The organism is Micromonospora sp. NPDC050795, assembly GCF_044456785.1.
Lineage (GTDB): Bacteria > Actinomycetota > Actinomycetes > Mycobacteriales > Micromonosporaceae > Micromonospora.
On sequence record NZ_JBITGE010000011.1, the window covers coordinates 107,678 to 130,583 of the forward strand.

Genomic DNA, 22,906 nt, shown 5'->3' on the forward strand with positions numbered 1-22,906 from the left:
GGCGACATCACGCGGCCCCGAGCAGGGCTCCGGCGCGGCTGAATGCGGCCCGCCCCGTCAATCCGTCGAGATCTTGGACAGTTTCCGTCAGCGCGGAACGGAAACTGTCCAAGATCTCGAAAAAGCCGTCGGCGGTCTCCGCAGGCACCGTCTTGCCGTGGTCGGTGTGTCAGGCCGGGCCCGCCCGGCCCGTTCCGGTACTGCCGGGTTTCCGTGGCGACCTGCCCGACCGGGGCAGTGATCGCGGGGAGGGATCACCGGGTCAGGATGGCGCCCACGGTCCGCTGACGAACTGGCCGTTGCCGACGAACGGGCTGACGTTGGGCACGCACCCGCCCAGACCCATCGTCTGCGTCATCATGACCGGGGCCGGTCTGCCGCGACCGCCACACTTCATGTGGGCGAAGCCGAGGAAGTGGCCGAACTCGTGATTGATCACGCCGGCGTGGTACTCGTCGATGCTGACCGGGTATCCCGGTGACCCCTGGAGCCACCGCCGCAGGTTGATCATGATGGTCTTGCCGTACTTGCAGGAGTAAACGCCTTCGGTGTCGACGCCGCTCGCGCCGCAGAGTCTGTCCACTGTCCTCGGTGTCGCGAGCCGCACGTCGACGTCGACAGTCGAGCCGCCGACCCGCTGGAACGACCACGACGCCCGGGTCAGGTTCACCGCCGCGTTGGTGACCGGGTGCTGAGCCGACGTGGCCCACCCGTTCGGTGCGGCCAGCACCTGCTCGATGCTCGCGGCGAACCGGGCCGGCTTCCAGGCGGGGATGTCACCCCAGGCGATGCCCTTCTCCACCGAGACGCTGTAGCGCACCCGCTTCTTGCCCTTGCCGATCACGCGACCGTTGCCGGTGGCTTTGGTGAAGGTGCCGGCGGCCCTGGTGGGGATCTGCGCGTCGGTGGGGATGTCCGGGGTCGGGCTGGAGGTCGGCGTGTCGTCGGGGCTCGGAGCTGAGCTCTGCGCACTCGGGCCGGAACGTGGGACGTCGGCCTGCCCGGCCGCCGGTGCCGACAGGCCACAGGCGGTGGTCGCCAGCACCACCGCCAACGAGATCGGCGCAAGCAGCCGTCCGTTGATCCGCACGTCGGAACCTCCAGGAGCAGTCACGGGTGAGTGAGGAACACCGGAAGGCTACGTGACTGCCTGTAAGGAAAATGTCAGGATGATCAGTGCCGAGGCATGCGCAAAAGCAGATAAATCTGGCATTAAACACTGATGCGGATCGCTCTGGGTGATCAGTGCGGTCGCTGTGAGCGAGGTCAGGCGGCCGCTACGACGTGGTCGATCACGAGGTGGGCGGCACCGGTGATGCCGACGTCCTGGCCCGCGGCGACCCGTTCGATGAGGAGGGTCTGGGTGGCCAGCGGGAGGCATCGCTCGTAGAGGGTGGCCCGCATGCTGGCCAGCAGCGGCTCACAGTCGGCGAGCCGACCACCGATGGCCACCACCTGCGGGTTGAAGAAGTTGACCACCACGGCCAGGATCTCGCCGACGGCGCGGCCGGCCTGCCGGGCGAGAGCGGTGGCCTGTCGGTCACCGTCGTCGATCAGCCGGATCACACCGGTCAGGTCGGAGACCGGCACGCCCTGCTCCCGGAGCGCGGTGACCAGCGCGGCACCACTGGCCACGGCTTCCAGGCAGCCGGCGTTTCCACAGGTGCACGGTGGCGCGGGATCGGCCACCACCCGGCAGTGGCTGATGTCCCCGGCCGATCCCTGCGCGCCCCGGTGCAACCGTCCACTGGAGATCACACCGGAGCCGATTCCGGTGCCAGCCTTGATGTAGACGGCGTGGTCCAACTCGGAATGCGCGGTGCGGTGCGCGCCGAGTGCCATCAGGTTGGCGTCGTTGTCCACGACGACCGGCACGTCGACGCGACCGGCGCAGAACGCGGCGACGTCGAAGCCGTTCCAGCCGGGCATCCGCGACGGGCTGACGATCCGCCCGGTGGAGTGCTGCACCGGACCGGGGATCCCGATGCCGATGCCGCGGAGCGCACCTGGCGCCGAGCCGCCGCTGGCCGCCGGATCGCTGCCGACCAGCGTGGCGACCTCGGCGAGTAGCGCACCGAGCACCGCCTCCGGGCCGTCCTCGATGCGGACCGACAGGGTGCGGGCCTGGACCACCCGCCCGGAGAGATCCAGTGCGCCGACGCGGGCGTGATGCGCGCCGAGGTCGATGGCGCCGACCACCGCGCCGCCGGTGGGTACGGCGAGTTGACGGGGCCGCCGTCCACCCCGGGACCGCCCGGCACCAGCCTCCTCCAGCAGCCCCTGGCTGATCAACGCCTCGACCCGCTGGGAGACCGTCGACGGGGAGAGCCCGGAGAGGCGGGAGAGGTCGGCCCGACTGACGGCCGCACCGGTGGCCACCCAGCGCAGTAGCTCCCGGGGGCCGCCCCGGAGGGCATCGCGTGGCGCGTCGTCAATCGTCACGTCAGCTTCTTAGCACCCGCAGTTTGTTCAAGCAACCGGTTGACTTAGTTTCCTGGCTACCTTTAGATGGCGCTGTTGGTTCGATATGAAGCTGACTTAGTTTTGTAGTCGAAGGAAGTGAGGCCGCCTGGTGGCACCGGAGACGACGGGTGCGGACCGACCGATGGTGTCGGTGCGCGGCCTGAACAAGTGGTTCGGTCCGCTGCACGTGCTCAAGGACATCGACCTCACGGTGGCCGCTGGCGAGGTGGTCGTCGTGGTGGGGCCCTCCGGCTCCGGCAAGTCGACCCTGTGCCGCTGCCTCAACCGGTTGGAGACCGTCGGGCAGGGCAGCGTCGAGATCGACGGTGAGCCCCTGCCCGCCGAGGGCCGCGCGCTGGCCCGGCTGCGCGCCGATGTCGGCATGGTCTTCCAGTCGTTCAACCTCTTCGGCCACAAGACGGTGCTGGACAACATCACCCTCGGCCCCACCCGGGTCCGCCGGATCCCTCGACCCGAGGCGCGGCAGCAGGCGTTGGCCCTGCTGGAGCGCGTCGGCATCGCCGACAAGGCAGACCACCACCCGGCCCAACTCTCCGGCGGGCAGCAGCAGCGGGCCGCGATCGCCCGAGCCCTGGCGATGCAACCGAAGGTGCTGCTCTTCGACGAGCCGACCTCGGCCCTCGACCCGGAAATGGTCAACGAGGTGCTCGACGTGATGGTCTCCCTCGCCGCCGAAGGGATGACCATGATCGTGGTGACCCACGAGATGGGCTTCGCCCGTCGCGCCGCCGACCGGGTGGTCTTCATGGACGACGGCCGGATCGTCGAATCCGGGGAACCCGATGACTTCTTCGCAGCTCCGCGCACCGAGCGGGCCCGCGACTTCCTATCCAAGATCCTCCAGCAATAGCCCCCAACGGGAGGGTGTCATGTCAATCCTCAAGATGAGCTTCACCGGGCGGCGGTCCCTCGCCCTCACCGCCACCGCGGTGGCGGTGGCCCTCGCCGCCGCCGGCTGCGGCGGCGACAGTGGCGGCAGCGCTCCGACGCTGCCCGGCAACCCCGGTCTGGGCGGCGACGGCGTGATCGCCCAGTCGGTGTACGACGCGGCTCCGGTGGCCACCGACGCGGACATCCCCGCCGGTTCCACGATGGAGGCGATCCGCAAGCGCGGCTACCTGAACATCGGCGGATCCCTGGACGCGCCGCTGCTCGCCCAGCAGAACCCGGTCAGCGGCACCATCGAGGGCTTCGACGCCGACATGGCGAAGTTGCTGGCGAAGTACATCATCGGCAAGCCCGAGGTGAAGACGACGACCATCGGCACCCAGACCCGGGAGGCCATGCTCCAGGCCAAGTCGGTGGACGCCGTCTTCCAGACGTACACGATCACCCCGCAGCGGGCCACCCAGGTCGCCTTCGCCGGGCCGTACCTCACCTCCGGCCTCGCGGTCGGGGTCCGCAAGGACGACACCTCGATCAAGAGCGTCAAGGACCTCGCCGGCAAGACCGTGATCGTCGGGGCGAACACTCCCGCCGTCACCGCGCTGCCCACCGCCGCGCCCGGCTCGAAGCAGATCGCCTTCGGCACCGACCCGCAGGCGATGCAGGCGCTGCTACAGAAGCGCGGCGACGCGTACGTGCAGGACTTCACGCTGCTCGCCTCGGGCGCCAAGGCGAACCCGGGGATGAAGGTGGTGGGCGAACCGTTCACCACCGAGGCCTACGGCATCGGCCTCAACAAGGAGGACGCGCAGTTCAAGGAGTTCGTCAACACCTGGCTGAAGAAGATCCAGGCCGACGGCACGTGGGCGAAGGTCTGGGAAGGCACCCTCGGCTCGGTGGTGGAGGGTGGGGCGCCCACCCCGCCCGCCCTCGGTTCCGCCGACGGCTCCTGAGCAGCCTCTCGTACCGATGGAAGCCCTCACCGCCCACCTGAGCGAGCTTGGCCACGGCCTGGTCACGACGGTCGAACTGACCGTCGTGACCACCGTCGGCGCGATGCTGCTGGGCATCGTCGTAGCCACTCTGCGGATCGCCCCCGTCCCGCTGCTGCGCGCCATCGGCACCGCGTACGTGGAGGTGTTCCAGAACCTGCCGCTGCTGGCGCTACTGGTGCTCTTCGTGTTCGCGCTGCCGACGATCGGCATCACGTTCCCGCTGTTCACCTCCGCCGCGATCGTCATCGCGGTGTACGAGGGGGCGTACCTGGCCGAGGCGATCCGCGCCGGGATCAACACTGTCGGTGTGGGCCAGGCTGAGGCGGCCCGAGCCATCGGGCTCACCTTCGGCCAGTCCCTGCGGTACGTGATCCTGCCGCAGGGGCTCCGGGCGGTGATCCAGCCGATCGGCAACATCTGCATCGCGCTGCTGATGAACACCTCGCTGGCCGCCGCCGTCGGCGTGGTCGAACTGACCCAGGCGGCCAACAACGTGAACCTGGTCGAGGCTCAACCGATCGCTGTCTTCACCGGTGCCGGCCTCGCCTACATGCTGCTGGCGCTGATCATCGGTCAGGTCACCGGCCTGCTCGAACGAAGGCTGGCGATCGTCCGATGAACAAGACGCAACAGATCCTCTTCGACGAACCCGGCCCCCGCGCCCAACGACGGATCCGGATCGCCACAGTGCTGGGCGCCGTCGTCCTGGCCGGTGCCCTGGTCGCGGCGGTCCACCAGTTCGCCAGCCACGGCGAGTTGGCCGCCGCCCGGTGGGAACCGTTCACCACCTGGCCCATCTGGCGGTACCTGCTCAACGGCCTGTGGGCCACGCTGCGCGCCGCCGCCGCGACCGCCGTGCTGAGCGCCGCGCTCGGGCTGTTGCTGGCGCTCGGCCGACTGTCGACACATCGACCGCTGCGCTGGCTGGCCGGCGCGTACGTGGAGATCTTCCGGACCGTCCCCACCCTGCTGCTGATCTACGTGACGCTGTTCGCGCTGCCGCAGTACGGGCTGAACTTCCCGCTGTTCTGGAAGCTCGTGGTGCCGCTGGTGGTCTCCAACTCGGCGGCGTTCGCGGAGATCTTCCGCTCCGGCATCCTGGCGCTGGACCGGGGGCAGACCGAGGCCGGCCTCGCGGTCGGGCTGCGCCGTGGGCAGGTGATGGCGCTGGTGGTCCTGCCGCAGGCGCTGATCCAACTTGCCCCGTCCCTGGTCAGCCAGCTGGTCGGGCTGCTCAAGGACACCTCGCTCGGCTTCGTGGTCAGCTACACCGAGCTGCTCTACAGCGGGCAGGTGCTCTCCTCGTACACCCATCTGCTGATCCAGACGTTCCTGGTGGTGGCGCTGACCTACCTGGTCGTCAACGCCTCGCTGTCGAAGTTCGCCCGCGTACTCCAGGCCCGTAACGGCCGCTTCGGCGGACGGCGCGGCCGGCGGACCGCCGACCTGCCCCCGCCGCTCCTCGAAGGGAACACCCCCCGGTGACCATCTTCCGCTACGCCGAACTGGCCCGGGTCGTGCGCAACGGCTTCGTCGAGAGCCGGCACTACGGCAGCGTCGTGGTGCTCGCCCCGGACGGGGCTGTCGCGCTCGCCGCCGGCGTACCCGACGAGCCGGTGCTGCCCCGCTCCACCCTCAAGCCGGTGCAGGCACTGGCCTGCCGGATCGCTGCTGGCGACGAGCTGACCGGCCCGGCGCTGGCCGTCGCCGCCGGCAGTCACACCGGCGACGACCGGCACGTCGAGGTGGTTCGGGCGATGCTGGCCGGGGCCGGCCTGACGGAGGACGCGCTCGGCTGCCCGGAGGACTGGCCGGAGGACGAACCGACCCGGGACCGGCTGATCCGCGCCGGCGGACAGCGCGACCGGATCCGGATGAACTGCTCCGGCAAGCACGCCGCGATGCTCGTCGCCTGCGTCGCCAGGTCCTGGAGCACCCACGACTACCTCGACCCCGACCACCCGCTGCAGCGGGAAACCGCCGCCGCCGTCGCCCGGCTGGCCGGCATGCCGGTCGCGCACCACGCCGTCGACGGCTGCGGTGCACCGCTGTTCGGCCTGTCGCTGACCGGCCTGGCCCGCACCTTCCAGGCGTTGGTCACCGCGCCCGCCGGCAGCGACGAGGCGCTGGTCGCGCAGGCCATGCGCCAACACCCGGAGTACGTCGGCGGCTGGAACGGGCACCCGAACACCGACCTGATGCGGGCGCTGCCCGGCGTCCTCGCCAAGGGTGGGGCCGAAGGCGTGCTCGCGGTGGCCGCACCGGATGGTCACGCGGTGGCGGTGAAGGCGATCGACGGTTCGCCCCGAGCGACCACCGCCATCGCCCTCGCCGCCCTCGACGCCGTGGGCGTACCGGTGGGTGGAGCCGACGCGCTGCGCCAGGTGCCGGTGCTCGGCGGCGGCGTACCCGTCGGTGCCGTCACGGCCGTCATCGACTGGGCCACAGCATCGTCTCGGACCGAAGCGGCATCGCCTCGCACGGAAAAGGAAGAATCATGAACACATTCGAGATCTGCATCGACAGCGTCGAAGGAGCGGTCGCCGCCGAGGAGGCCGGCGCCGACCGGGTGGAGTTGTGCTCCGCGCTCTTCGACGGCGGGCTGACCCCCAGCCTGGGCACCATCGAGACGACAATGCGCGCGGTCAGCCGGATCCGGGTACACGTGATCGTCCGTCCCCGGGCCGGCGACTTCATCTACTCGCCGTTCGAGGTCGAGGCCATGGAGCGGGACGTCCGGGCCGCAGTGGCGGCCGGCGCGCACGGCATCGTGATCGGCGCGTTGACCGCCGAGGGTGACGTCGACGTGCCGACCACCCGCCGGCTGATCGCCGCCGCGGGCGACACCAGCATCACCTTCCACCGGGCGTTCGACATGACCCGTGACCCGCACGCGGCGCTGGAGCAACTGATCGAGCTGGGCGTGCACCGGGTGCTCACCTCGGGTCAGGAGGTCAGCGTGCTGGAGGGTGCTCCGCTCATCGCCGACCTGGTGCGCCGGGCCGCCGGCCGGATCGTCGTCATGCCGGGCGGTGGCATCACCCCGCGCAACATCGCCCGGATCGTCGAGGCGACCGGCGCCGACGAGTACCACTTCGCGGCCCTGGTCAGCTCGGACAGCCCGGCCGTGCACCGCAACCCGGCGCCGCTGATGGGTGGCAGCCTGAACCGGCCCGAGTACGAGCGTTCGGGCACCTCGGGCACCCTGGTCGGCCAGGTGCTCACCGCCGCCCGCGCCTGACCCGTCCTCCCGCACCCGCACCCGCACCCGCACCCGTCGATCTTGCACTTTCTGCGCCGGCATATAGGGGCATCCCACCCATGTCGACAACAGAAACTGCAAGATCGACGCGTGCGGGGCGGGGCGGGGCGGGGCGGGGCGGGGCGGGGCGGGGTGGGGTGGGGTGGGGTGGGGTGGGGTGGGGTGGGGTGGGGTGGGGTGGGGTGGGGGTTAGATTGACGTTAGGTCGTTGACGCTGCGTAACACCGGGCGGGAGGTCAGCGCAGCGGGGTCCAGCGGTCTGGGAGCCTGCACCGTGAAGGTCGTCGACTCGCCGGGCAACAGGGTGACCAGGGCGGTGTCCACCGTGGCGGAGCCGTCGAGGCGGTCCGCGAACAGCGTCAGGTCGCGCAGCACGGTGCGGGCCGTGACCCGGACCCGCTGCCCACCGTCGACCGGCTCGACCGTCGCGTCCCAGGCCGCCGCCGGCCAGTCCACCTCCCGGTCCTCGGCGAAGAACCACAGGGCGCGCTCCGCGGTGCCACCGGACTCCGCGACAAGCAACTCGCGCCGGGCGTCCTCCGGCCGCGCCAGGTCCGCCGGCAGCGGCAGCACCACCGAGGAGTACGCCGGGACGTCGAGGTCGACCGAGGTCTTCGCCCTCGGCTCCCCGGTGAGCGTGAACCGGGTGACCGCTGCCGGTACGGCCCACGCCTCGGCGGTCTCGTTGACCGCTACCAGGGCCAGGCCGCCGTCGCGGGGTTGAACGGTGAGCAGCCGGTCGGCGTACGCGTGGCGCAGCGCGTACCACAGGGGTTTGCGGCGGCCGTCGCCGTCGACGGCCGACCAGGAGGTCACCGGCCAGCAGTCGTTGAGCTGCCAGACGATGGTGCCGGCGCAGACGTCCCGGTGGGAGCGGAAGTGCTCCACCCCGAGCTGGATCGCCCGGGCCTGGTTGAGCTGTGTCAGGTAGTGCCAGTCGTCGAAGTCCGCCGGGGCGGGCAGGTGCGCGTCGAGGCCCCGCTGGAGTTTGGCGTCACCGCCGGCCGCCTTCTGGTGGTGCGCCATGCCCGGTGAGTTGTGGGCCAGGGGTTCGTCGCTCAACGCGCGGCGCAGCGTCGCGTACGCCGGTGGGGCCTGGTAGCCGAATTCGGCGACGAAGCGCGGGACGTACTCCCGGTATCTGGTGTAGTCGTCGGTGTTCCACACGTCCCAGATGTGGGTGGTGCCGTGCGCCGGGTCGTTGGGGTGGAGCGCCTCGCTGCCCGACCAGGGGCTGCCCGGCCAGTACGGGCGGGTCGGGTCCAGCTCGCCGACGATCCGGGGCAGCACGTCGAGGTAGTAGCCGCGCCCCCAGGTGCGCCCGGCGAGGGCCTGCTGCCAGTCCCAGTCGTGCCAGCCCCAGATGTTCTCGTTGTTGCCGGTCCAGAGCACCAGCGACGGGTACGGCGCGAGGCGGGTCACCTGCTCGGCGGCCTCGGCGGCGACATCGGTGCCGAACGGCTCCTCCTCCGGGTACGCGGCGCAGGCGAAGAGGAAGTCCTGCTGGACGAGCAGGCCGCGCTCGTCGGCGAGGTCGTAGAAGTCCGCTGACTCGTACCGGCCGCCGCCCCAGACCCGCAACAGGTTGACGTTGGCCGCGACCGCCTGGTCGAAGCGCTCGGCGAGCCGGGCGCGGGTGATCCGGGTGGGGAACGCGTCGTCCGGGATCCAGTTGACCCCGCGGACGAAGACCGGGACGTCGTTGACCGACAGCGCGAACGGGGTGCCGTGCGCGTCGGGGGTGGTGTCGAGCCGTACCGAGCGGAAGCCGATCCGGTGCGACCAGCTGTCCACTGTGTCGCCGCCCGGTGCGTGCAGTGTCACAGCGATCGGGTGGCGGGCCTGCTCGCCGTACCCCCGGGGCCACCACAGCGCGGGCTCGCGGACGGTGAGGGTGAGCACGGCCGTGCGCTGCCCGGCCGGGACGACCACCTCGGCGCGGACGCCGGCCACGGCGGCGCGGACGGTCAGCGGGACGTCCGCGACCCGCTCGACCTCGACGTGCACGTCGACCCGGCCGTCGCGACCGTCCATGGTGACCAGCGGACGGACGGTGGCCAGTCGAGCGGTCGACCAGGCGTGCAGACTGATCTCCTGCCAGATGCCGGCGGTGACCAGTGTCGGCCCCCAGTCCCAGCCGAAGTTGCAGGCCATCTTGCGGATGAAGTGGAAGGGCTCCGGGTAGGCGTTCGGCCGGTCGCCGAGCCGTGACTGCTGCGCCTCGGCGTAGCGGTACGCGGAGTCGAACGTGACGTCCAGGTCGTTGTCGCCGTCGCGTAGCAACGGTCGCACGTCGAACCGGTAGCCGCGGTGCATGTTCGCGGTCCGGCCGACCTCCACCCCGTTCAGGGTGAGCGTGGCGACGGTGTCCAGGCCGGCGCAGACCAGGTCGACGCGCTCCGCGTCGCCCGCCCGGTGGACGAATGTGGTCTGGTAGACCCAGTCGGTGCGCCCGATCCAGGCCAGCGCCACCTCGTTGTCGTCGAGGTACGGGTCTCCGATCAGCCCGGCGTCGAGCAGATCGGTGTGTACGCAGCCCGGCACTGTCGCCGGGACCGACCGGCCGGCGACCTCCTCGGGCACCTGCGCTCCGGGGGCCGCCCGCACCGTCCAACCGTCGTAGAGTGCCTGTCGACTCACGATGTCACCGCACCTTCCCGCATCGAAAGATGCCAACTGAACCGGATAAGCTGAGCCACGCTACGGTCCGGAATCGGGGCTGTCAACGGCCAGAGAGCGAAGGAGCACGCCGGTGAAGCGGCCGACCATCGCCGACGTCGCCCAACGCGCCGGGGTGTCCAAGGGCGCCGTGTCGTACGCGCTCAACGGGCAGCCCGGCGTCTCCGAGGCCACCCGGCAGCGAATCCTCGCCATCGCCACGGAGATCGGTTTCAGCCGCAGCAGCGCCGCCCGCGCCCTCTCGGCCGCCACCGCCGGGGCTGTCGGCCTGGCCCTGTGCCGCCCCGCGCGGACCCTGGGCGTCGAGCCGTTCTTCATGGCGCTGATCAGTGGCGTCGAGGCCGAACTCTCCGCCCGCTCGTACGCGCTGACCCTCCAGGTGGTGGCCGACCCGGACGCCGAGATCGCGGTCTACCGGCGTTGGTGGGGCGAACGACGGGTGGACGGGGTGCTCGTCTGCGATCTGCGCACCGACGACCGTCGCATCCCCGCACTGGAGGAGCTGCAACTGCCGGCGGTGGTGATCGGCGGCCCCGGCGGCACCGGTGAGCTGGCGAGCCTCTGGTCCGACGACGCCGCCGCGCTGACCGAGACGGTGGAGTACCTGGTCGCGCTCGGGCATCGCCGGATCGCCCGGGTCGCCGGCCTGCCCGAGCTGCGGCACACCGAGATCCGCACCGACGCCTTCGCGGCGGTCTGCCAGCGGCTCGGCCTGGTCGACGCGGTCACCGTGTGGTCCGACTACACCGGCGAGGAGGGCGGCCGGGCCACCCGCCGGCTGCTGAGTTCGGCCGGCCGGCCCACAGCTGTCGTCTACGACAACGACGTGATGGCCATCGCCGGGCTCTCCGTCGCCCAGGAGATGGGCCTGACCGTGCCCGGCGACCTGTCCATCGTGGCCTGGGACGACTCGCCGCTGTGTCGGCTGGTGCACCCGCCGCTGACCGCGCTGGGCCGGGACATTCCGGCGTACGGCGCGCACGCCGCCCGGCAACTGCTCGCCGTCGTCGCCGGGCAACCGGCCGGGCGGGTGCAGGACGAGACACCTCACCTCACGCCGCGTGGCAGCACCGCACCGCCGCGAGAGAGATGAACCGGTTCAGCGAGACGCTGAGGGAAATTCCTCGAAGTACGCCTCGACCCGCTCGGCAGTCGCCGGCCGGGACAGCGCGAACCCCTGCCCGTACCGGCAACCGCCCCGGCGCGCGCCCTCGACCTCCGTCGACGACTCCAACTCCTCGGCGACGATCTCGACGCCCAACCGCTCGCCCACGTTGACCACCACGTCGATCAGCGGCGGTTGCCCGTCCGGCCGTGCGCCCACCAACTCCGGGCCCACCTTGAGCAGGTCGATCGGTAGGCGGCGAAGCTGGGCCAGCGAGGCGTGCTCGGCCCGGAAGTCGTCCAACGCGGTGCGTACGCCCAGGGACCGCAGCCCGGCCAGCCAAGCCACCACCGTCGACAGGTCACCGGCGACCCTCGGCTCGCTCACCTCCACCACCAGTCGCTCCGGCGGCACCCCGTACGCGGCCAGCACGGCCGCGAGCCGCTGGACGAAGTCGGGAGTGGTCAGCTCCCGGGTGGTGACGTTGACGGCCATCCACAGCTCCCGGACGCCCACCGACCAGTTGGACAACTGCCGGCAGGCCCGGTCCAGTACCCACCACTCCAACTCGCCGACCAGGTCCAGGTCCTCGGCGACCGGCAGCAACTCGGCCGGGAGCACAGTGCCGAGCACCGGGCTGCGCCACCGCAGCAGCGCCTCCGCGCCCACCGGCTGCCCGTCGGCCAGGTCGACCACCGGCTGGTAGACGAGGTCCAACTCTCCGCGCGCCACCGCACCGGGCAGCTCGCGTTCCAGGTCGAGCCGGCGCACCAGCTGTTCCTCCAGGAACGCGTCGTACCACTCCACCCGGTCCCGGCCCAGTTGCACGGCCCGTCGCCGGGCCAGCTCGGCCTGCCGGAGCACGTCCGCCGGCCCGGCGCCGCTCACCTCGGCCAACCCGATGCTCGTCTGCACGCGCAGCATCGCGCCGGCCAGCTGGTAGGGCGGGTCGAGCGCGCTCAACAGTCGAGTGCCCAGCGCGTACGCCAGCACCGGGCCGGCGGCCGTGACCACAGCGAAGCCGGTTGCCGTGCAGCCGGTGACCAGATCATCGGGAGCGATGACCGCGCGGGCCCGGTGCACCGCCTCGGCCAGCACGTCCTCCCGGGCCGTCGGGCCGAACCCCTCGGTGCCGTGCAGGTCCACGAGCAGCAGCGCACCGGCCGGCGCCGGAACGTCGCCGATCGCGGCCAGGGCGTCCAGCAGGGCGACCCGGTCACCGGGGGTGCCGCCCGCCGACGCGACCGGCCGGTTGAGCCCCGACCACGCCGAACTGTGGTCGGGCGACCAGGTGGAGCCGACGCCCGTCGCGGTGGCCACGCCCTCCGCAACGCCGAGGGCCTGCTCGGGCGGCGGCTCCGGCGCGCCCGACCAGCGCGCCGGCACCGCACGGCGGTGCCGCAGCGACCGGCCGGCCGGTCGCCGATGAGCGGCCCGCCGGACGGACCTGGACGCGTCACCGGCGCGCAGCAGCTCGCGCAGCACCAGGGGCGGCACCGCCGCCAGGGCCAACAGCACGCTCGTCTGGTCCGGTGCACGGCCGGCGCTCAGGTGCAGACCCGATGCCAGCAGCAGCACCGCCGCGGGGAGCACCGACCGGGGCCAGGCCGCGGCGACCGGCTCCAATGGCTCCGCGTCGTCAGCCGCATCCGCCGCGCCGACGGCGACGGCGAACATCCCGAACACCAACGGGGGTACGGCCAGCAGCGCCACCCGACCGGCCGGCGCGGCCGGCAACGTGGCCAGCAGCACCAGCCCGCCCAGGGTGAGCAGCACACCGCCCCGGCAGACCGCGGCACCCGAGCGCCGTCGTGGGCCCGCGAACGCGTTCAACGCGGCCATGCCCAACCCGCCGAGCGTCAACGCGGCGACCAGCCGGAGCGGAGCCGGTGGGCCGTCGGCGGGCAGCAGCAACCAGCCGGCGAGAGCCAGACCGACGGCCGGGCCGGTCGACTCGACCAGCCACCGCAACCGAATCGGGGCCGCCTCCCGGGATCGGCCGGGGAGCCGGTGCAGACCGGCCGTCGAGAGGGCCGCCACGACCAGCGACCCGATCAGCACGGCGACGGCGTGCCCGATGCCGGCCAGCGGCAACACGACGGCGGTGAGACCCGCCACCACCACCGCCGCGTCGAGCAGCGCCCCCGCCGCACGCGGTGTCGGATCGGTGCCGCGCCGGGCGGCCAGCCGGGACAGTCGCAGCCCGGCGAGCGTGGCGCCGGCACCGGCGGCCAACGCGATCACCACCGAGGGCGGGACCAGGTCGACGGAACCGGCGAAAAGGAGCAGTGCCACCGCCACGGACGTGGCGGCCTCCGGTGCCGCACGGCGGGGGACGAGAACGCGGAACGGGTACGCGAGAAGCACGGCGGTCGCCTTCGTGAGGGGGCACGGGGGCGGTGCGGCGGTGCGGGACATCGGACGTTGCGAGTCCGCTACCCACGATTGGCAACGATGGACGGCCGAATTGGTTACTTGCCGGTCACTCAGGGGATACAACGACCTGTGTCACTGTACGGCGTACCGCACCCTGCCGGCACCGCCCGACGCGAGCCGAAACAACCCGGAGTGGGATCATCGGAGGGTGAGTAAGCCCGACACGGTCCGCTTCCGGTACAACCAAGCCATCCTGGTGGCCGCGATCATCGCCTTCGTCGGCGCCCTGCCGCTGGCCAACGCCCGGGACTACCTGCTGCCGGTGCTGCTCGTCCCGCTCGCCGTCGCGGTGTGGGCCTGGCGGGCCGGCACCGACGCCGACGCGCGGGAGCTGCGCATTCGGGCACTGGTCGGGCAGCGTCGGATCGACTGGGACCAGGTCCTCGAGCTGACCACCGACCAGCGCGGGCGCGCGGTGGCCCGGCTCGACGACGGCCACCAGGTCACCCTGCCGGCCGTCCGAGGAGCGGATCTGCCCCGACTGGTCGCGGCGACCGGCCAGTCGCTGCCGGACGCCGCGGCGGAGACCCCCGGTCAGTAGCCGTCGACAACCGTGTTGATCAGCGGTTGCCCGGCGGCGAACCGGCGGACCTGATCGCCCACCAGCCGGTAGGCCCGTGGCAACAAGCCGCGCACCGATCCGCCGACGTGCGGGGTGAGAAGCACGTTCGGCATGACCCAGAGCGGCGAGTCGGCGGGCAGCGGCTCCGGGTCGGTGACGTCCAACGCCGCCGAGATCCGACCGGTCCCCAGCTCGGCGACGAGCGCCTCGGTGTGCGCCACCGGGCCCCGGGCGGCGTTGACCAGCAGCGCCCCGTCGGGCATCGCGGCCAGGAACTTCTCGTCGATCAGGCCGCGGGTCTGATCGGTGAGCGGCACGATCACCACCACCACGTCCGCGTCGGGCAGCAGCCGGGGCAGCTCCTCGACGGCGTGCACCCCCTGCTCCGGGCGGGCGGTCCTGGCGACGAGGGTGAAGCTCACGTCGAACGGGGCGAGCCGGTCGCGTACGGCCGCGCCGATCGAGCCGGCCCCGACGATGAGCACCCGCTTGCCGGTCAGCTCGTCGGTCGGGGTGTTCTCCGCGAACGTCCAGCGCCGCTCGGTCTGCGCGCGGACGAACGCCGGAAACGCCCGCAGCTGGGTGAGGATCGCGGTGACGACCCATTCGGCGGTGGACGGGTCGTGCACGCCCCGGGCATCGCAGAGCGTCACCGCCGGGGGTGTCCGGCCGGCCCAGGCGTCCGCCCCGGCGGAGAGCAACTGCACCACCGCCAGGTCGGGCAGTTCCCGCAGCACCGCCGTCGCGTCCGAGCCACCCAGGAACGGCGGCACCCAGAAGCGGACGTCGGCCGGCTCGGACGGCATCCGGTCGGTGTGCTCGAAGACCTCCACCGTCACGTCTGCGGGCAGCTCGCCCAGGAGGTTCAGGCCGGCCTGGTGCGGAATCCATACCTTCACGTCCGCCGACGATAGTCCCCGACGCGGCGGCCGGTGCGGGCACGGCGGCGAACGGGTGTCCCGGACTGTGGCGCACGAGGCCGGGACGGGCGAGACTCAGCACACCGATGTTCGGCACGAGCCCGTGCGAGGTATACAAAGGGTCGGAGGGCCGGTCCGCCTCCGCCCGGCAGACAGGTGCACGATGACCGACGGCTCCCCCGCCACCAACCGGCGTTCGATCGCCCCACCCGCGGCGCTCGGCGACCCGGAACGGTTGCGCGCGCTCGCCGACACCGGGCTCGACGCCACCCCGGACGAGGCGTTAGACAGGTTCGCCCGGCTGGTCAGCGACCTGTTGGACGTGCCTGTCGCGTTGGTCTCCCTGGTCTCCGCCGACCGGCAGTTCTTTCCGGGCGCGGTCGGGTTGCCCGAGCCCTGGTCGCAGCGGCGGCAGACTCCGTTGAGCCACTCGTTCTGCCAGCACGTGGTGGACATCGAGGCGCCGATGGTGCTGCCGGACGCCCGGCTCTACCCCCGCGTCCGGGACAACCTGGCCATCGACGACCTCGGCGTGGTCGCGTATGCGGGGATGCCGCTGACCGACCTCTCCGGCCGGGTGCTCGGCTCGCTGTGTGCCATCGACAGCAAGCCCCGCGCCTGGACGGCGGCGCAACTGCGGACCCTGGCCGACCTTGCCGCCGCCTGCTCGTCGGAGTTGCGGCTGCGGATCGCACTCGACGGCGCACAGGAGGCACAGCGGCGGGCCGTGCAGGCACACGAGCGGCTGGAGCTGCTGGCCGGGGTGAGCGAGACGTTGGCCGGCACCCTGGACGTGGGCACCGCGCTGCACCGGCTCGCCGCCACAATGGTGCCGCTGCTCGCCGACTGGTGCCTGCTCACCCTGATCGGGCCGACCGGCCTGCCCCGCGAGGTGGTCTCGGTGCACCGGAACCCCGCCCGCACCGCGGACATCGGCCGGTTCGGCGAGCTGCTGCGCAGCGGGTTGAGCCCCGAGTCGGTCATCCGGGCGGTGCTCCGGACCGGCCAGCCCCGGCTCGGCAGCGTGGCGTCGCTGGCCGACGTCGCGAGGGGCACCACCAACCCGGAGATGACACTGATCGCGCAGCGCCTGGGCATCGCCTCCTACCTGAGCGTGCCGGTGCGGGCCGCCAGCGGCACGGTGCTGGGGGCGATCACGCTCGTCAACGGCGGCCAGCGTCAGCCGTTCGACGACCGCGACCTGCTCACCGCGGTCGACATCGGCCGCCGGGCCGGCCAGGCCGTCGGCAACAGCTCGATGTACGGCGAGCAGCGGCACGTCGCCGAGGTCCTGCAACACAGCATGCTGCCCCGGCTGCCGGTGGTGGCGGAGCTGGAGCTGGCGGCCCGCTACCAGCCGGCGGCCGACCGGGTGGAGGTGGGCGGTGACTGGTACGACGCCTTCGTGCAGCCCGACGGCGACGTCATCGTGGCGATCGGGGACGTGGCCGGGCACGACATCGAGGCGGCGGCGACCATGGGCCAGCTGCGCAACCTGGTGCGGGGCAATGCCTTCGGCCGGCCGGACGCGGTCGGGTCACTGTTGAGCAACCTGGATGGCGCCATCCGTGGCCTGCGGCTCCCGATCGCCGCCACCGCGACGCTGGTGCGGATCTGTCCGCAGCGCGCCGGTGTGCACGAGGTGACCTGGTCCAACGCGGGGCACCCGCCGGCCCTGGTGGTCCGGGTCGGCGGGGCGGTCGAGGCGCTGGAGGCGACACCGGAGCCGCTGCTCGGCCTGGCCCGCCCGTCGCCGCGGAGCAGCCACAGCACCAGCCTGGCCACCGGCGACACCCTGCTGCTCTACACCGACGGGCTGATCGAACGGCGGGACCGCTCGATCGACGAGGGGTTGGCCGAGTTGGCGGGCCGGCTGTCCGGCACCGACACGCTGCCCCTCGACGACCTGTGCGACCTGCTGCTCGCCTCGATCCGACACCGTGAGGACGACACCGCGCTGCTGGCCGTACGGGCCCGGTGAGTGGTCCACCGGGGCTCATCGGACGGCTCCATCGGCACCCGGTGCGTCTCGACGGGCCCGACCGGGTCGCGCGGCGGGCTACCCTGGGCCGGGTGAGCGCCCGTCCCCCGTACCCTCGCATCCACCGCCTCCGGGTGGCCCTCGCGGCGTCCTGCGCGGCGCTGCTGTTCACCGCCGGTTGCAGTTTCGGTGAGCCGGAGCCCGACCCGGCCGGCGAACCGCCCAACCTGCCCACCCCGTCCGCGTCGACAGGCCCGGGTGGCACCGGCCAGCAGGCGGTGGCGACGGTGCTCGCCAAGGGGCTGCGGGTGCCGTGGGCTATCGCCTTCCTGCCGGACGGCGGCGCGCTGGTCACCGAACGGGACAACGGCCGGATCCTCCAGGTCGGGCCCGAGTCCGGGCCGGACGGGCTGCGGGTCCGCCCGGTGCAGACGATCCCCGACGTGGCGGCGGCGGGCGAGGGTGGCCTGCTCGGCATCGCCGTCTCCCCCGACTACGCCCGGGACCGGACGGTGTTCGTCTACTACACCGCCGAACGGGACAACCGGGTCGCCCGACTGCAACTCGGCGGGCAGCCCACCCCGATCCTCACCGGCATCCCCAAAGCCAACGTGCACAACGGCGGGGGGCTCGGCTTCGGCCCGGACAAGCAGCTCTACGTCAGCACCGGTGACGCCGGCCAGCGCCCCCTCTCGCAGGACGTGAAGAGCCTCGGCGGCAAGATCCTGCGGGTCACCCCGGACGGCAAGCCCGCCGCCGGCAACCCGTACCCCAACTCCCCGGTCTGGTCCCTGGGGCACCGCAACGTCCAGGGTTTCGCCTGGGACGCCGCGAAGCGGATGTACGCCGTCGAGTTCGGCCAGAACACCTGGGACGAGATCAACCAGATCACCAAGGGCGGCAACTACGGCTGGCCGGAGGTCGAGGGCCAGGCCGGCGACAAGAGGTTCACCGACCCGATCGTGCAATGGGCGACGTCGGACGCGTCCTGCTCCGGTCTGGCCGCCACGGACCGGCTGCTGGTCACCGGCTGTCTGCGCGGCAAGCGCCTCTGGGTGATGGAGCTGACCGACACCGGCACCCTGCTCGGAAAGCCCAGTGAGCTGCTCACCAACCGCTACGGTCGGCTGCGTGCGGTGGCTGCGGCACCGGACGGGTCGCTCTGGGTGAGCACCTCCAACCACGACGGCCGGGGCGACCCGGCGGGCGACGACGACCGGCTCCTGCGGGTGGTCTTCGCGGGTGGTGACGGCGGACGCAGCTGATTGCGTCACCATCCGTTCAGGTTTGCCAAGATCTTCCGACGGGCAGGTCAGACTTTCAGCATGGACGGGCAGCGCGACGAGCGGCACGACGACGCCGATGACCGGGACGACCCGGTGACCGGCGACGATCGGCCGCGCCCGACGGGTTTGTGGGTCGGCGCGGCCGGCCCGCTGCGTCGCCTCGGGCTGATCGTTGCCGTCCTCGCCGTGGCCCTGGCCGGTGCGGTCCTCGGGGTGCTGGCCGGTGGCCAGGTGAGCACCGACATCGGCCCTTTCCGGGCCAACCTCAGCATCTCCCCCGCCCGGGACGGCGGCACTACCGTCGACATCCCGCCGCTCGGCGCGCTGCTGCTCGACAGCCACGACGGGCCGACCCATCTCACCGTCCGGCTGGGCGCCCTCGACCAGGGGCGCACCGAGGCGCTGATCGACGACCCCGCCAGCATCAGCCGGGCCAGCCAGAGCGCGGTGGAGGACGTCCGCTCCGGGGTGATGCGCCTCGGTCTGCGCACCCTCGGCGCCTCGGTGCTCGTCACGTTGATCCTGGCCGGGCTGATCTTCCGCGACGTCCGGCGGACCGCCTGGGCGGGAGGGCTGGCGCTGCTGGTCACCGCCAGCAGCCTCGGCACGGCGGCGGCCACACTTCGCCCGCAGGCCATCGAGGAACCGCGCTACGAGGGGCTGCTGGTCAACGCGCCGGCCATCGTCGGTGACGCGCGCCGGATCGCCAACGACTACACCAAGTACGCGGAGCAGTTGCAGCGCCTGGTCGGCAACGTCAGCCAGCTCTACACCACTGTGTCGGCGCTTCCGCTGTTGGAGCCGACCCCGGGCACCACCCGGGTGCTGCACGTCTCCGACATGCACCTCAACCCGACCGGGTGGCAGCTGATCCGGACGGTCGTGGAGCAGTTCGGCATCGACGTGGTGATCGACACCGGGGACATCACCGACTGGGGCAGCGAACCGGAAGCCTCCTTCGTGGCCTCGATCGGCCTGCTGAAGAAGCCGTACGTCTTCATCCGGGGCAACCACGACTCCGGCAAGACCGCCGCCGCGGTGGCCCGTCAGCCGAACGCGATCGTGCTGAACAACACGACGACGACCGTCGCCGGGCTGACCATCGCCGGCATCGGCGACCCGCGCTTCACCCCGGACAAGAACACCTCCCCCGCCGGCAGCGGGTTGACCCAGCAGGTGGCCGACCAGGTGATCGGGGCCGGCAACCAGCTCGCCGCGACGGTCCGCAGCTCACCGCGACCGGTCAACATCGCGCTGGTGCACGACCCCGCGTCGGCCGGACCGCTCGCCGGCACCTGCCCGTTGGTGCTGGCCGGGCACACCCACTCCCGGCAGGTCTCCGAGCTGCCGCAGGCACCCGGGCAGCAGCCCACGACGCTGATGGTGGAGGGCTCCACCGGCGGCGCCGGGCTGCGCGGCCTGGAGGGCGAGAAGCCCACCCCGCTGTCGATGAGCGTGCTCTACTTCGACCAGCAGAAGCTGCTCCAGGCGTACGACACCATCACCGTCGGCGGCACCGGGCAGGCCCAGGTCAACCTGGAACGACGCCTGGTGGAGAACCCGCCGAGTGCTGTGCCCACCCCGGTCAGTCCCACTCCCACCCGTTGACGCGTCGAAGGGGCGACTGCCGACCCTCGAACGCGACGGACAGTCGACAGACGTGACACCCCTCCACCACCCCCTCGCCCCCCTTTGCTCTGCTGCCCAATCTGCACCAGTGACTGTCGGTGCACCAGAGCCACGTTCACACCGACACAAGACGGCCGGTTCGCGCTGGTCAATCCGGGTGGTGCATCGGCGGCAGCAGAGCAAAGGGGAATGTGGATGGTGTTGGTGACGGCGGTCGTCACGGTGAGTTGCGAACACGCCCGTTCCTGGGGCAACTCACTAACAGTGCTGACGCTGCCCGCCGGGGTCAGCGCAGGGCGATGGCGGCCAGGGCGGCGTTGACGATGCTGCCGGGCAGCAGGTCGTGCAGTTCGTACAGCTCGGCGACGCTGCCGGACTGGCCGAACTCGTCCACGCCGAGCGGCACCGCCGGTGCGCCGACCGCCGAACCGAGCCAGGCCATCGCATGCGACGCGGCATCGTGCACCGACACCACCGGCACCCGATCGGCGAACGCGGACCGCAGCGCGCCCGGCACGCTCGGCACCGTGGCCGTCCGTACGCCCTGGCGAAGGGTGCGCTGCCAGGCCCGGTAGAGCCGGTCCAGCGAGGTCACGTCCACCACGTGCGCGGCGACGCCCTCGTCGGCCAGTTCCGCCGCAGCGGCGAGCACCTCGGGCAGCACCGCGCCGGAGGCGGCCAGCTGCACCACCGGGGCGTCGACCAGGTGCGGGTACGCCTGGTGCGCGTCGACCAGCCGGTACGCCCCGGCGACGACCTGCCGGCGCAGCACCGCGTCGCCGAGCCGCGCCCGGGCCGCCTCGAACGGCGCCTGGTCCAGCGGTCGGGTGCTCAACCGGAAGTAGTACGCGCCGTCCTCGGCGGGTGCGGCGGTGGCGGCCGGTGCCGACCCACCGGCGATCTGACCGAGCGCGTCGCAGAGCAGCCAGTCGAGGGTTGCCGCGTACGCCGGCTCGATGAAGGTCACCCCGGGCAGCTCCAGGCCGACCGACGCGGTGATCGTGGACTGGTGGGCGCCGCCCTCGGGGGCGAGGGTGATGCCGGACGGGGTGCCGGCCACCACGAACCGCGAGCCGGAGTACGTGCCGTACAGGAACGCGTCCAGGCCGCGCAGCACGAACGGGTCGTAGACGGTGCCCACCGGTAGCAGCGGCTGCCCGGACAGGTCCCAGGACAGCCCGAGCTGACCGAGCAGCAGGAACAGGTTCATCTCCGAGATGCCCAGCTCGATGTGCTGCCCAGCGGGGCTCTCGGTCCAGCGCAGCATCCGGTCCTCGGTCCAGGAACGCTGCTCGGTGGGGGCGAACACCCCGGTCTTGTTGATGAACCCGGCGAGGTTGGTGGAGGTGGCCACGTCCGGGGCTGTGGTGACCAGGTAGCGGCCCACCTCCCGGTCACGCGCCAGGTCCACCAGCACCCGACCGAAGACCTCCTGGGTGGAGATCGGCTTGGTTGCGCGTACTCCTGTGCTTTCCGGGACGGTGACCCCCAGCGCACGCTCGCGCGGCGCACGGGACAGCGCCTCCCGGCGGGCGCCGGCCTGGATCCCGGCGGGTGACGCCGGGTCGAGGCGGTCCCACTCGGTCTCGGCGGTCAACCCCTGCGCGGCGCGGAGCGTGTCGACCTGCTCCGAGCTGAGCAGCGCGGAATGGTTGCGCGGGTTGCCGGCGATGGGCAACCCCCAACCCTTCACCGTGTACGCGAAGACGACGCTGGGCCGGTCGGTGACCGCGTCGCACTGGGCGTACGCGTCGAGCATCGCCTGAAGGTCGTGCCCGCCCAGGTCGGTGACGAGCGGGCCGAGGTCCTCGTCGTCGATACCGGCGATCAGCTCGGCGATCCCGGCCGGCGCGCCGTCCAGGAACTGCTTGCGCAACGCCGGACCGGCCAGCCCGAACAGCGACTGGTACTGCTCGTTGGGCATCGCGTCGATCCAGTCGCGCAGCGCCTCACCGCCCGGCCGGGCGTACGCCTCGGCGAGCTTACGGCCGTACTTGACCTCCACGACGTGCCAGCCGGCCGCCTCGAACTGGCCCCGCCACTGGTTGATCCGGATGCCGGGGACCACCCGGTCCAGCGACTGGCGGTTGAAGTCGACGAGCCACATGACGTTGCCCAGCCCGGTGGTCGCCGGGTCGGCCACGGCCTCCCAGATGTTTCCCTCGTCCAGCTCGGCGTCGCCGATCAGCGCCACGAACCGGGAGTGCGGGCGGGCCCCGAAGTGCGCGTCGACGTACCGCCGGGTGGCGGCGGCGAACAGCGGCGCGGCAGCGCCCAGGCCGACCGAACCGGTGGAGAAGTCCACAGCGTCCGGGTCCTTGGTACGCGACGGGTACGACTGGAGGCCGCCGCGGGCCCGCAGCCTGGGCAGGTAGGAGCGGTCCAGGTTGCCGAGCAGGTACTGGATGGCGTGGAACACCGGAGACGCGTGCGGCTTCACGGCGACCCGGTCCTCGGCGTCCAGGTGCGCGAACCAGAGCGCGGTCATCGCCGTGACCAGCGAGGCGCTGGACGCCTGGTGGCCGCCGACCTTCACACCGTCGCCGGTGGCCCGGTCATGATTGGCGGCGTCCACGATCCGGGTGGCGAGCCAGAGCACCCGCCGCTGGATCTCGTCGAGGACATCAAGGTCGTGCCGGGTCACGGTAACTCCATCCAGGCGTCGCCGTTGACGCCCTCGCG

Annotated in this window: 17 protein-coding genes; 11 read left to right on the plus strand and 6 right to left on the minus strand. The window is 72.1% G+C overall.

Annotation, left to right across the window (positions count from 1 at the left end; translation table 11 throughout):
* Positions 1–262: 262 nt before the first annotated feature.
* Together ACIBEF_RS12465 and ACIBEF_RS12470 are read right to left on the minus strand one after the other, a co-directional pair.
* Positions 263–1,090, minus strand: a complete 828-nt coding sequence (locus tag ACIBEF_RS12465; RefSeq protein WP_396793504.1) for a DUF3152 domain-containing protein — start codon at positions 1,088–1,090, stop codon at positions 263–265.
* Between the two features lie 176 nt (positions 1,091–1,266).
* Complete coding sequence (locus ACIBEF_RS12470; RefSeq protein ID WP_396793505.1) at positions 1,267–2,442, minus strand: ROK family transcriptional regulator; 1,176 nt, start codon at positions 2,440–2,442, stop codon at positions 1,267–1,269.
* A 163-nt stretch (positions 2,443–2,605) separates the two neighbouring features.
* Between ACIBEF_RS12470 and ACIBEF_RS12475 the strand changes: the two genes are divergently transcribed.
* The 6 genes from ACIBEF_RS12475 to ACIBEF_RS12500 are packed head-to-tail and all read left to right on the plus strand — an operon-like array spanning position 2,606 to position 7,605.
* Positions 2,606–3,334, plus strand: coding sequence for an amino acid ABC transporter ATP-binding protein (locus ACIBEF_RS12475; RefSeq protein ID WP_396793506.1), 729 nt, complete (start codon positions 2,606–2,608; stop codon positions 3,332–3,334).
* 19 nt (positions 3,335–3,353) lie between these two features.
* Positions 3,354–4,322, plus strand: a complete 969-nt coding sequence (locus ACIBEF_RS12480; protein WP_396793507.1) for a glutamate ABC transporter substrate-binding protein — start codon at positions 3,354–3,356, stop codon at positions 4,320–4,322.
* A gap of 16 nt (positions 4,323–4,338) precedes the next feature.
* Positions 4,339–4,983, plus strand: a complete 645-nt coding sequence (locus ACIBEF_RS12485) for an amino acid ABC transporter permease (RefSeq protein ID WP_396793508.1) — start codon at positions 4,339–4,341, stop codon at positions 4,981–4,983.
* The gene (locus ACIBEF_RS12490) at positions 4,980–5,849 is read left to right on the plus strand and encodes an amino acid ABC transporter permease (protein WP_396793509.1); all 870 of its coding nucleotides are present in this window, start codon (positions 4,980–4,982) and stop codon (positions 5,847–5,849) included. The genes ACIBEF_RS12485 and ACIBEF_RS12490 overlap by 4 nt, the downstream gene beginning before the upstream one ends.
* The gene (locus tag ACIBEF_RS12495; RefSeq protein ID WP_396793510.1) at positions 5,846–6,865 is read left to right on the plus strand and encodes an asparaginase; all 1,020 of its coding nucleotides are present in this window, start codon (positions 5,846–5,848) and stop codon (positions 6,863–6,865) included. Before ACIBEF_RS12490 ends, ACIBEF_RS12495 begins: the two co-directional genes overlap by 4 nt.
* Complete coding sequence (locus ACIBEF_RS12500) at positions 6,862–7,605, plus strand: copper homeostasis protein CutC (protein WP_396793511.1); 744 nt, start codon at positions 6,862–6,864, stop codon at positions 7,603–7,605. Before ACIBEF_RS12495 ends, ACIBEF_RS12500 begins: the two co-directional genes overlap by 4 nt.
* A 210-nt stretch (positions 7,606–7,815) precedes the next feature.
* Here ACIBEF_RS12500 and ACIBEF_RS12505 read toward each other — a convergent pair whose 3' ends face one another.
* On the minus strand, positions 7,816–10,266 hold the full coding sequence (locus tag ACIBEF_RS12505; protein ID WP_396793512.1) for a glycoside hydrolase family 2 protein: 2,451 nt from the start codon (positions 10,264–10,266) through the stop codon (positions 7,816–7,818).
* Positions 10,267–10,378: 112 nt separating this feature from the next.
* Between ACIBEF_RS12505 and ACIBEF_RS12510 the strand changes: the two genes are divergently transcribed.
* Complete coding sequence (locus ACIBEF_RS12510; protein WP_396793513.1) at positions 10,379–11,398, plus strand: LacI family DNA-binding transcriptional regulator; 1,020 nt, start codon at positions 10,379–10,381, stop codon at positions 11,396–11,398.
* Positions 11,399–11,404: 6 nt separating this feature from the next.
* Here the strand turns inward: ACIBEF_RS12510 and ACIBEF_RS12515 are convergent, their stop codons facing one another.
* Positions 11,405–13,777 (minus strand): EAL domain-containing protein, encoded by a 2,373-nt coding sequence (locus ACIBEF_RS12515; protein WP_396793514.1) that lies wholly within the window; start codon positions 13,775–13,777, stop codon positions 11,405–11,407.
* 217 nt (positions 13,778–13,994) lie between these two features.
* Here ACIBEF_RS12515 and ACIBEF_RS12520 point away from each other — a divergent pair, with 217 nt between their 5' ends.
* A complete protein-coding gene (locus ACIBEF_RS12520) occupies positions 13,995–14,387 on the plus strand; it encodes a PH domain-containing protein (RefSeq protein WP_396793515.1) in 393 nt (130 codons plus the stop codon).
* Here ACIBEF_RS12520 and ACIBEF_RS12525 read toward each other — a convergent pair.
* Complete coding sequence (locus ACIBEF_RS12525; protein ID WP_396793516.1) at positions 14,381–15,307, minus strand: 2-hydroxyacid dehydrogenase; 927 nt, start codon at positions 15,305–15,307, stop codon at positions 14,381–14,383. The genes ACIBEF_RS12520 and ACIBEF_RS12525 overlap by 7 nt on opposite strands.
* A gap of 184 nt (positions 15,308–15,491) precedes the next feature.
* Between ACIBEF_RS12525 and ACIBEF_RS12530 the strand changes: the two genes are divergently transcribed.
* The 3 genes from ACIBEF_RS12530 to ACIBEF_RS12540 all read left to right on the plus strand — a co-directional run bounded on the left by ACIBEF_RS12530 (position 15,492) and on the right by ACIBEF_RS12540 (position 20,203).
* Positions 15,492–17,309 (plus strand): SpoIIE family protein phosphatase, encoded by a 1,818-nt coding sequence (locus tag ACIBEF_RS12530; protein WP_396793517.1) that lies wholly within the window; start codon positions 15,492–15,494, stop codon positions 17,307–17,309.
* A 92-nt stretch (positions 17,310–17,401) separates the two neighbouring features.
* A complete protein-coding gene (locus tag ACIBEF_RS12535; protein WP_396793518.1) occupies positions 17,402–18,574 on the plus strand; it encodes a PQQ-dependent sugar dehydrogenase in 1,173 nt (390 codons plus the stop codon).
* 60 nt (positions 18,575–18,634) lie between these two features.
* Entirely contained in the window at positions 18,635–20,203 is a 1,569-nt protein-coding gene (locus tag ACIBEF_RS12540) for a metallophosphoesterase (protein WP_396793519.1), read from the plus strand.
* Between the two features lie 307 nt (positions 20,204–20,510).
* On the opposite strand, the gene ACIBEF_RS12545 is transcribed toward ACIBEF_RS12540, so the two are convergent.
* Positions 20,511–22,868: a transketolase-like TK C-terminal-containing protein gene (locus ACIBEF_RS12545; protein WP_396793520.1), complete on the minus strand. Its 2,358-nt coding sequence runs from the start codon at positions 22,866–22,868 to the stop codon at positions 20,511–20,513.
* Positions 22,869–22,906 lie beyond the last annotated feature (38 nt).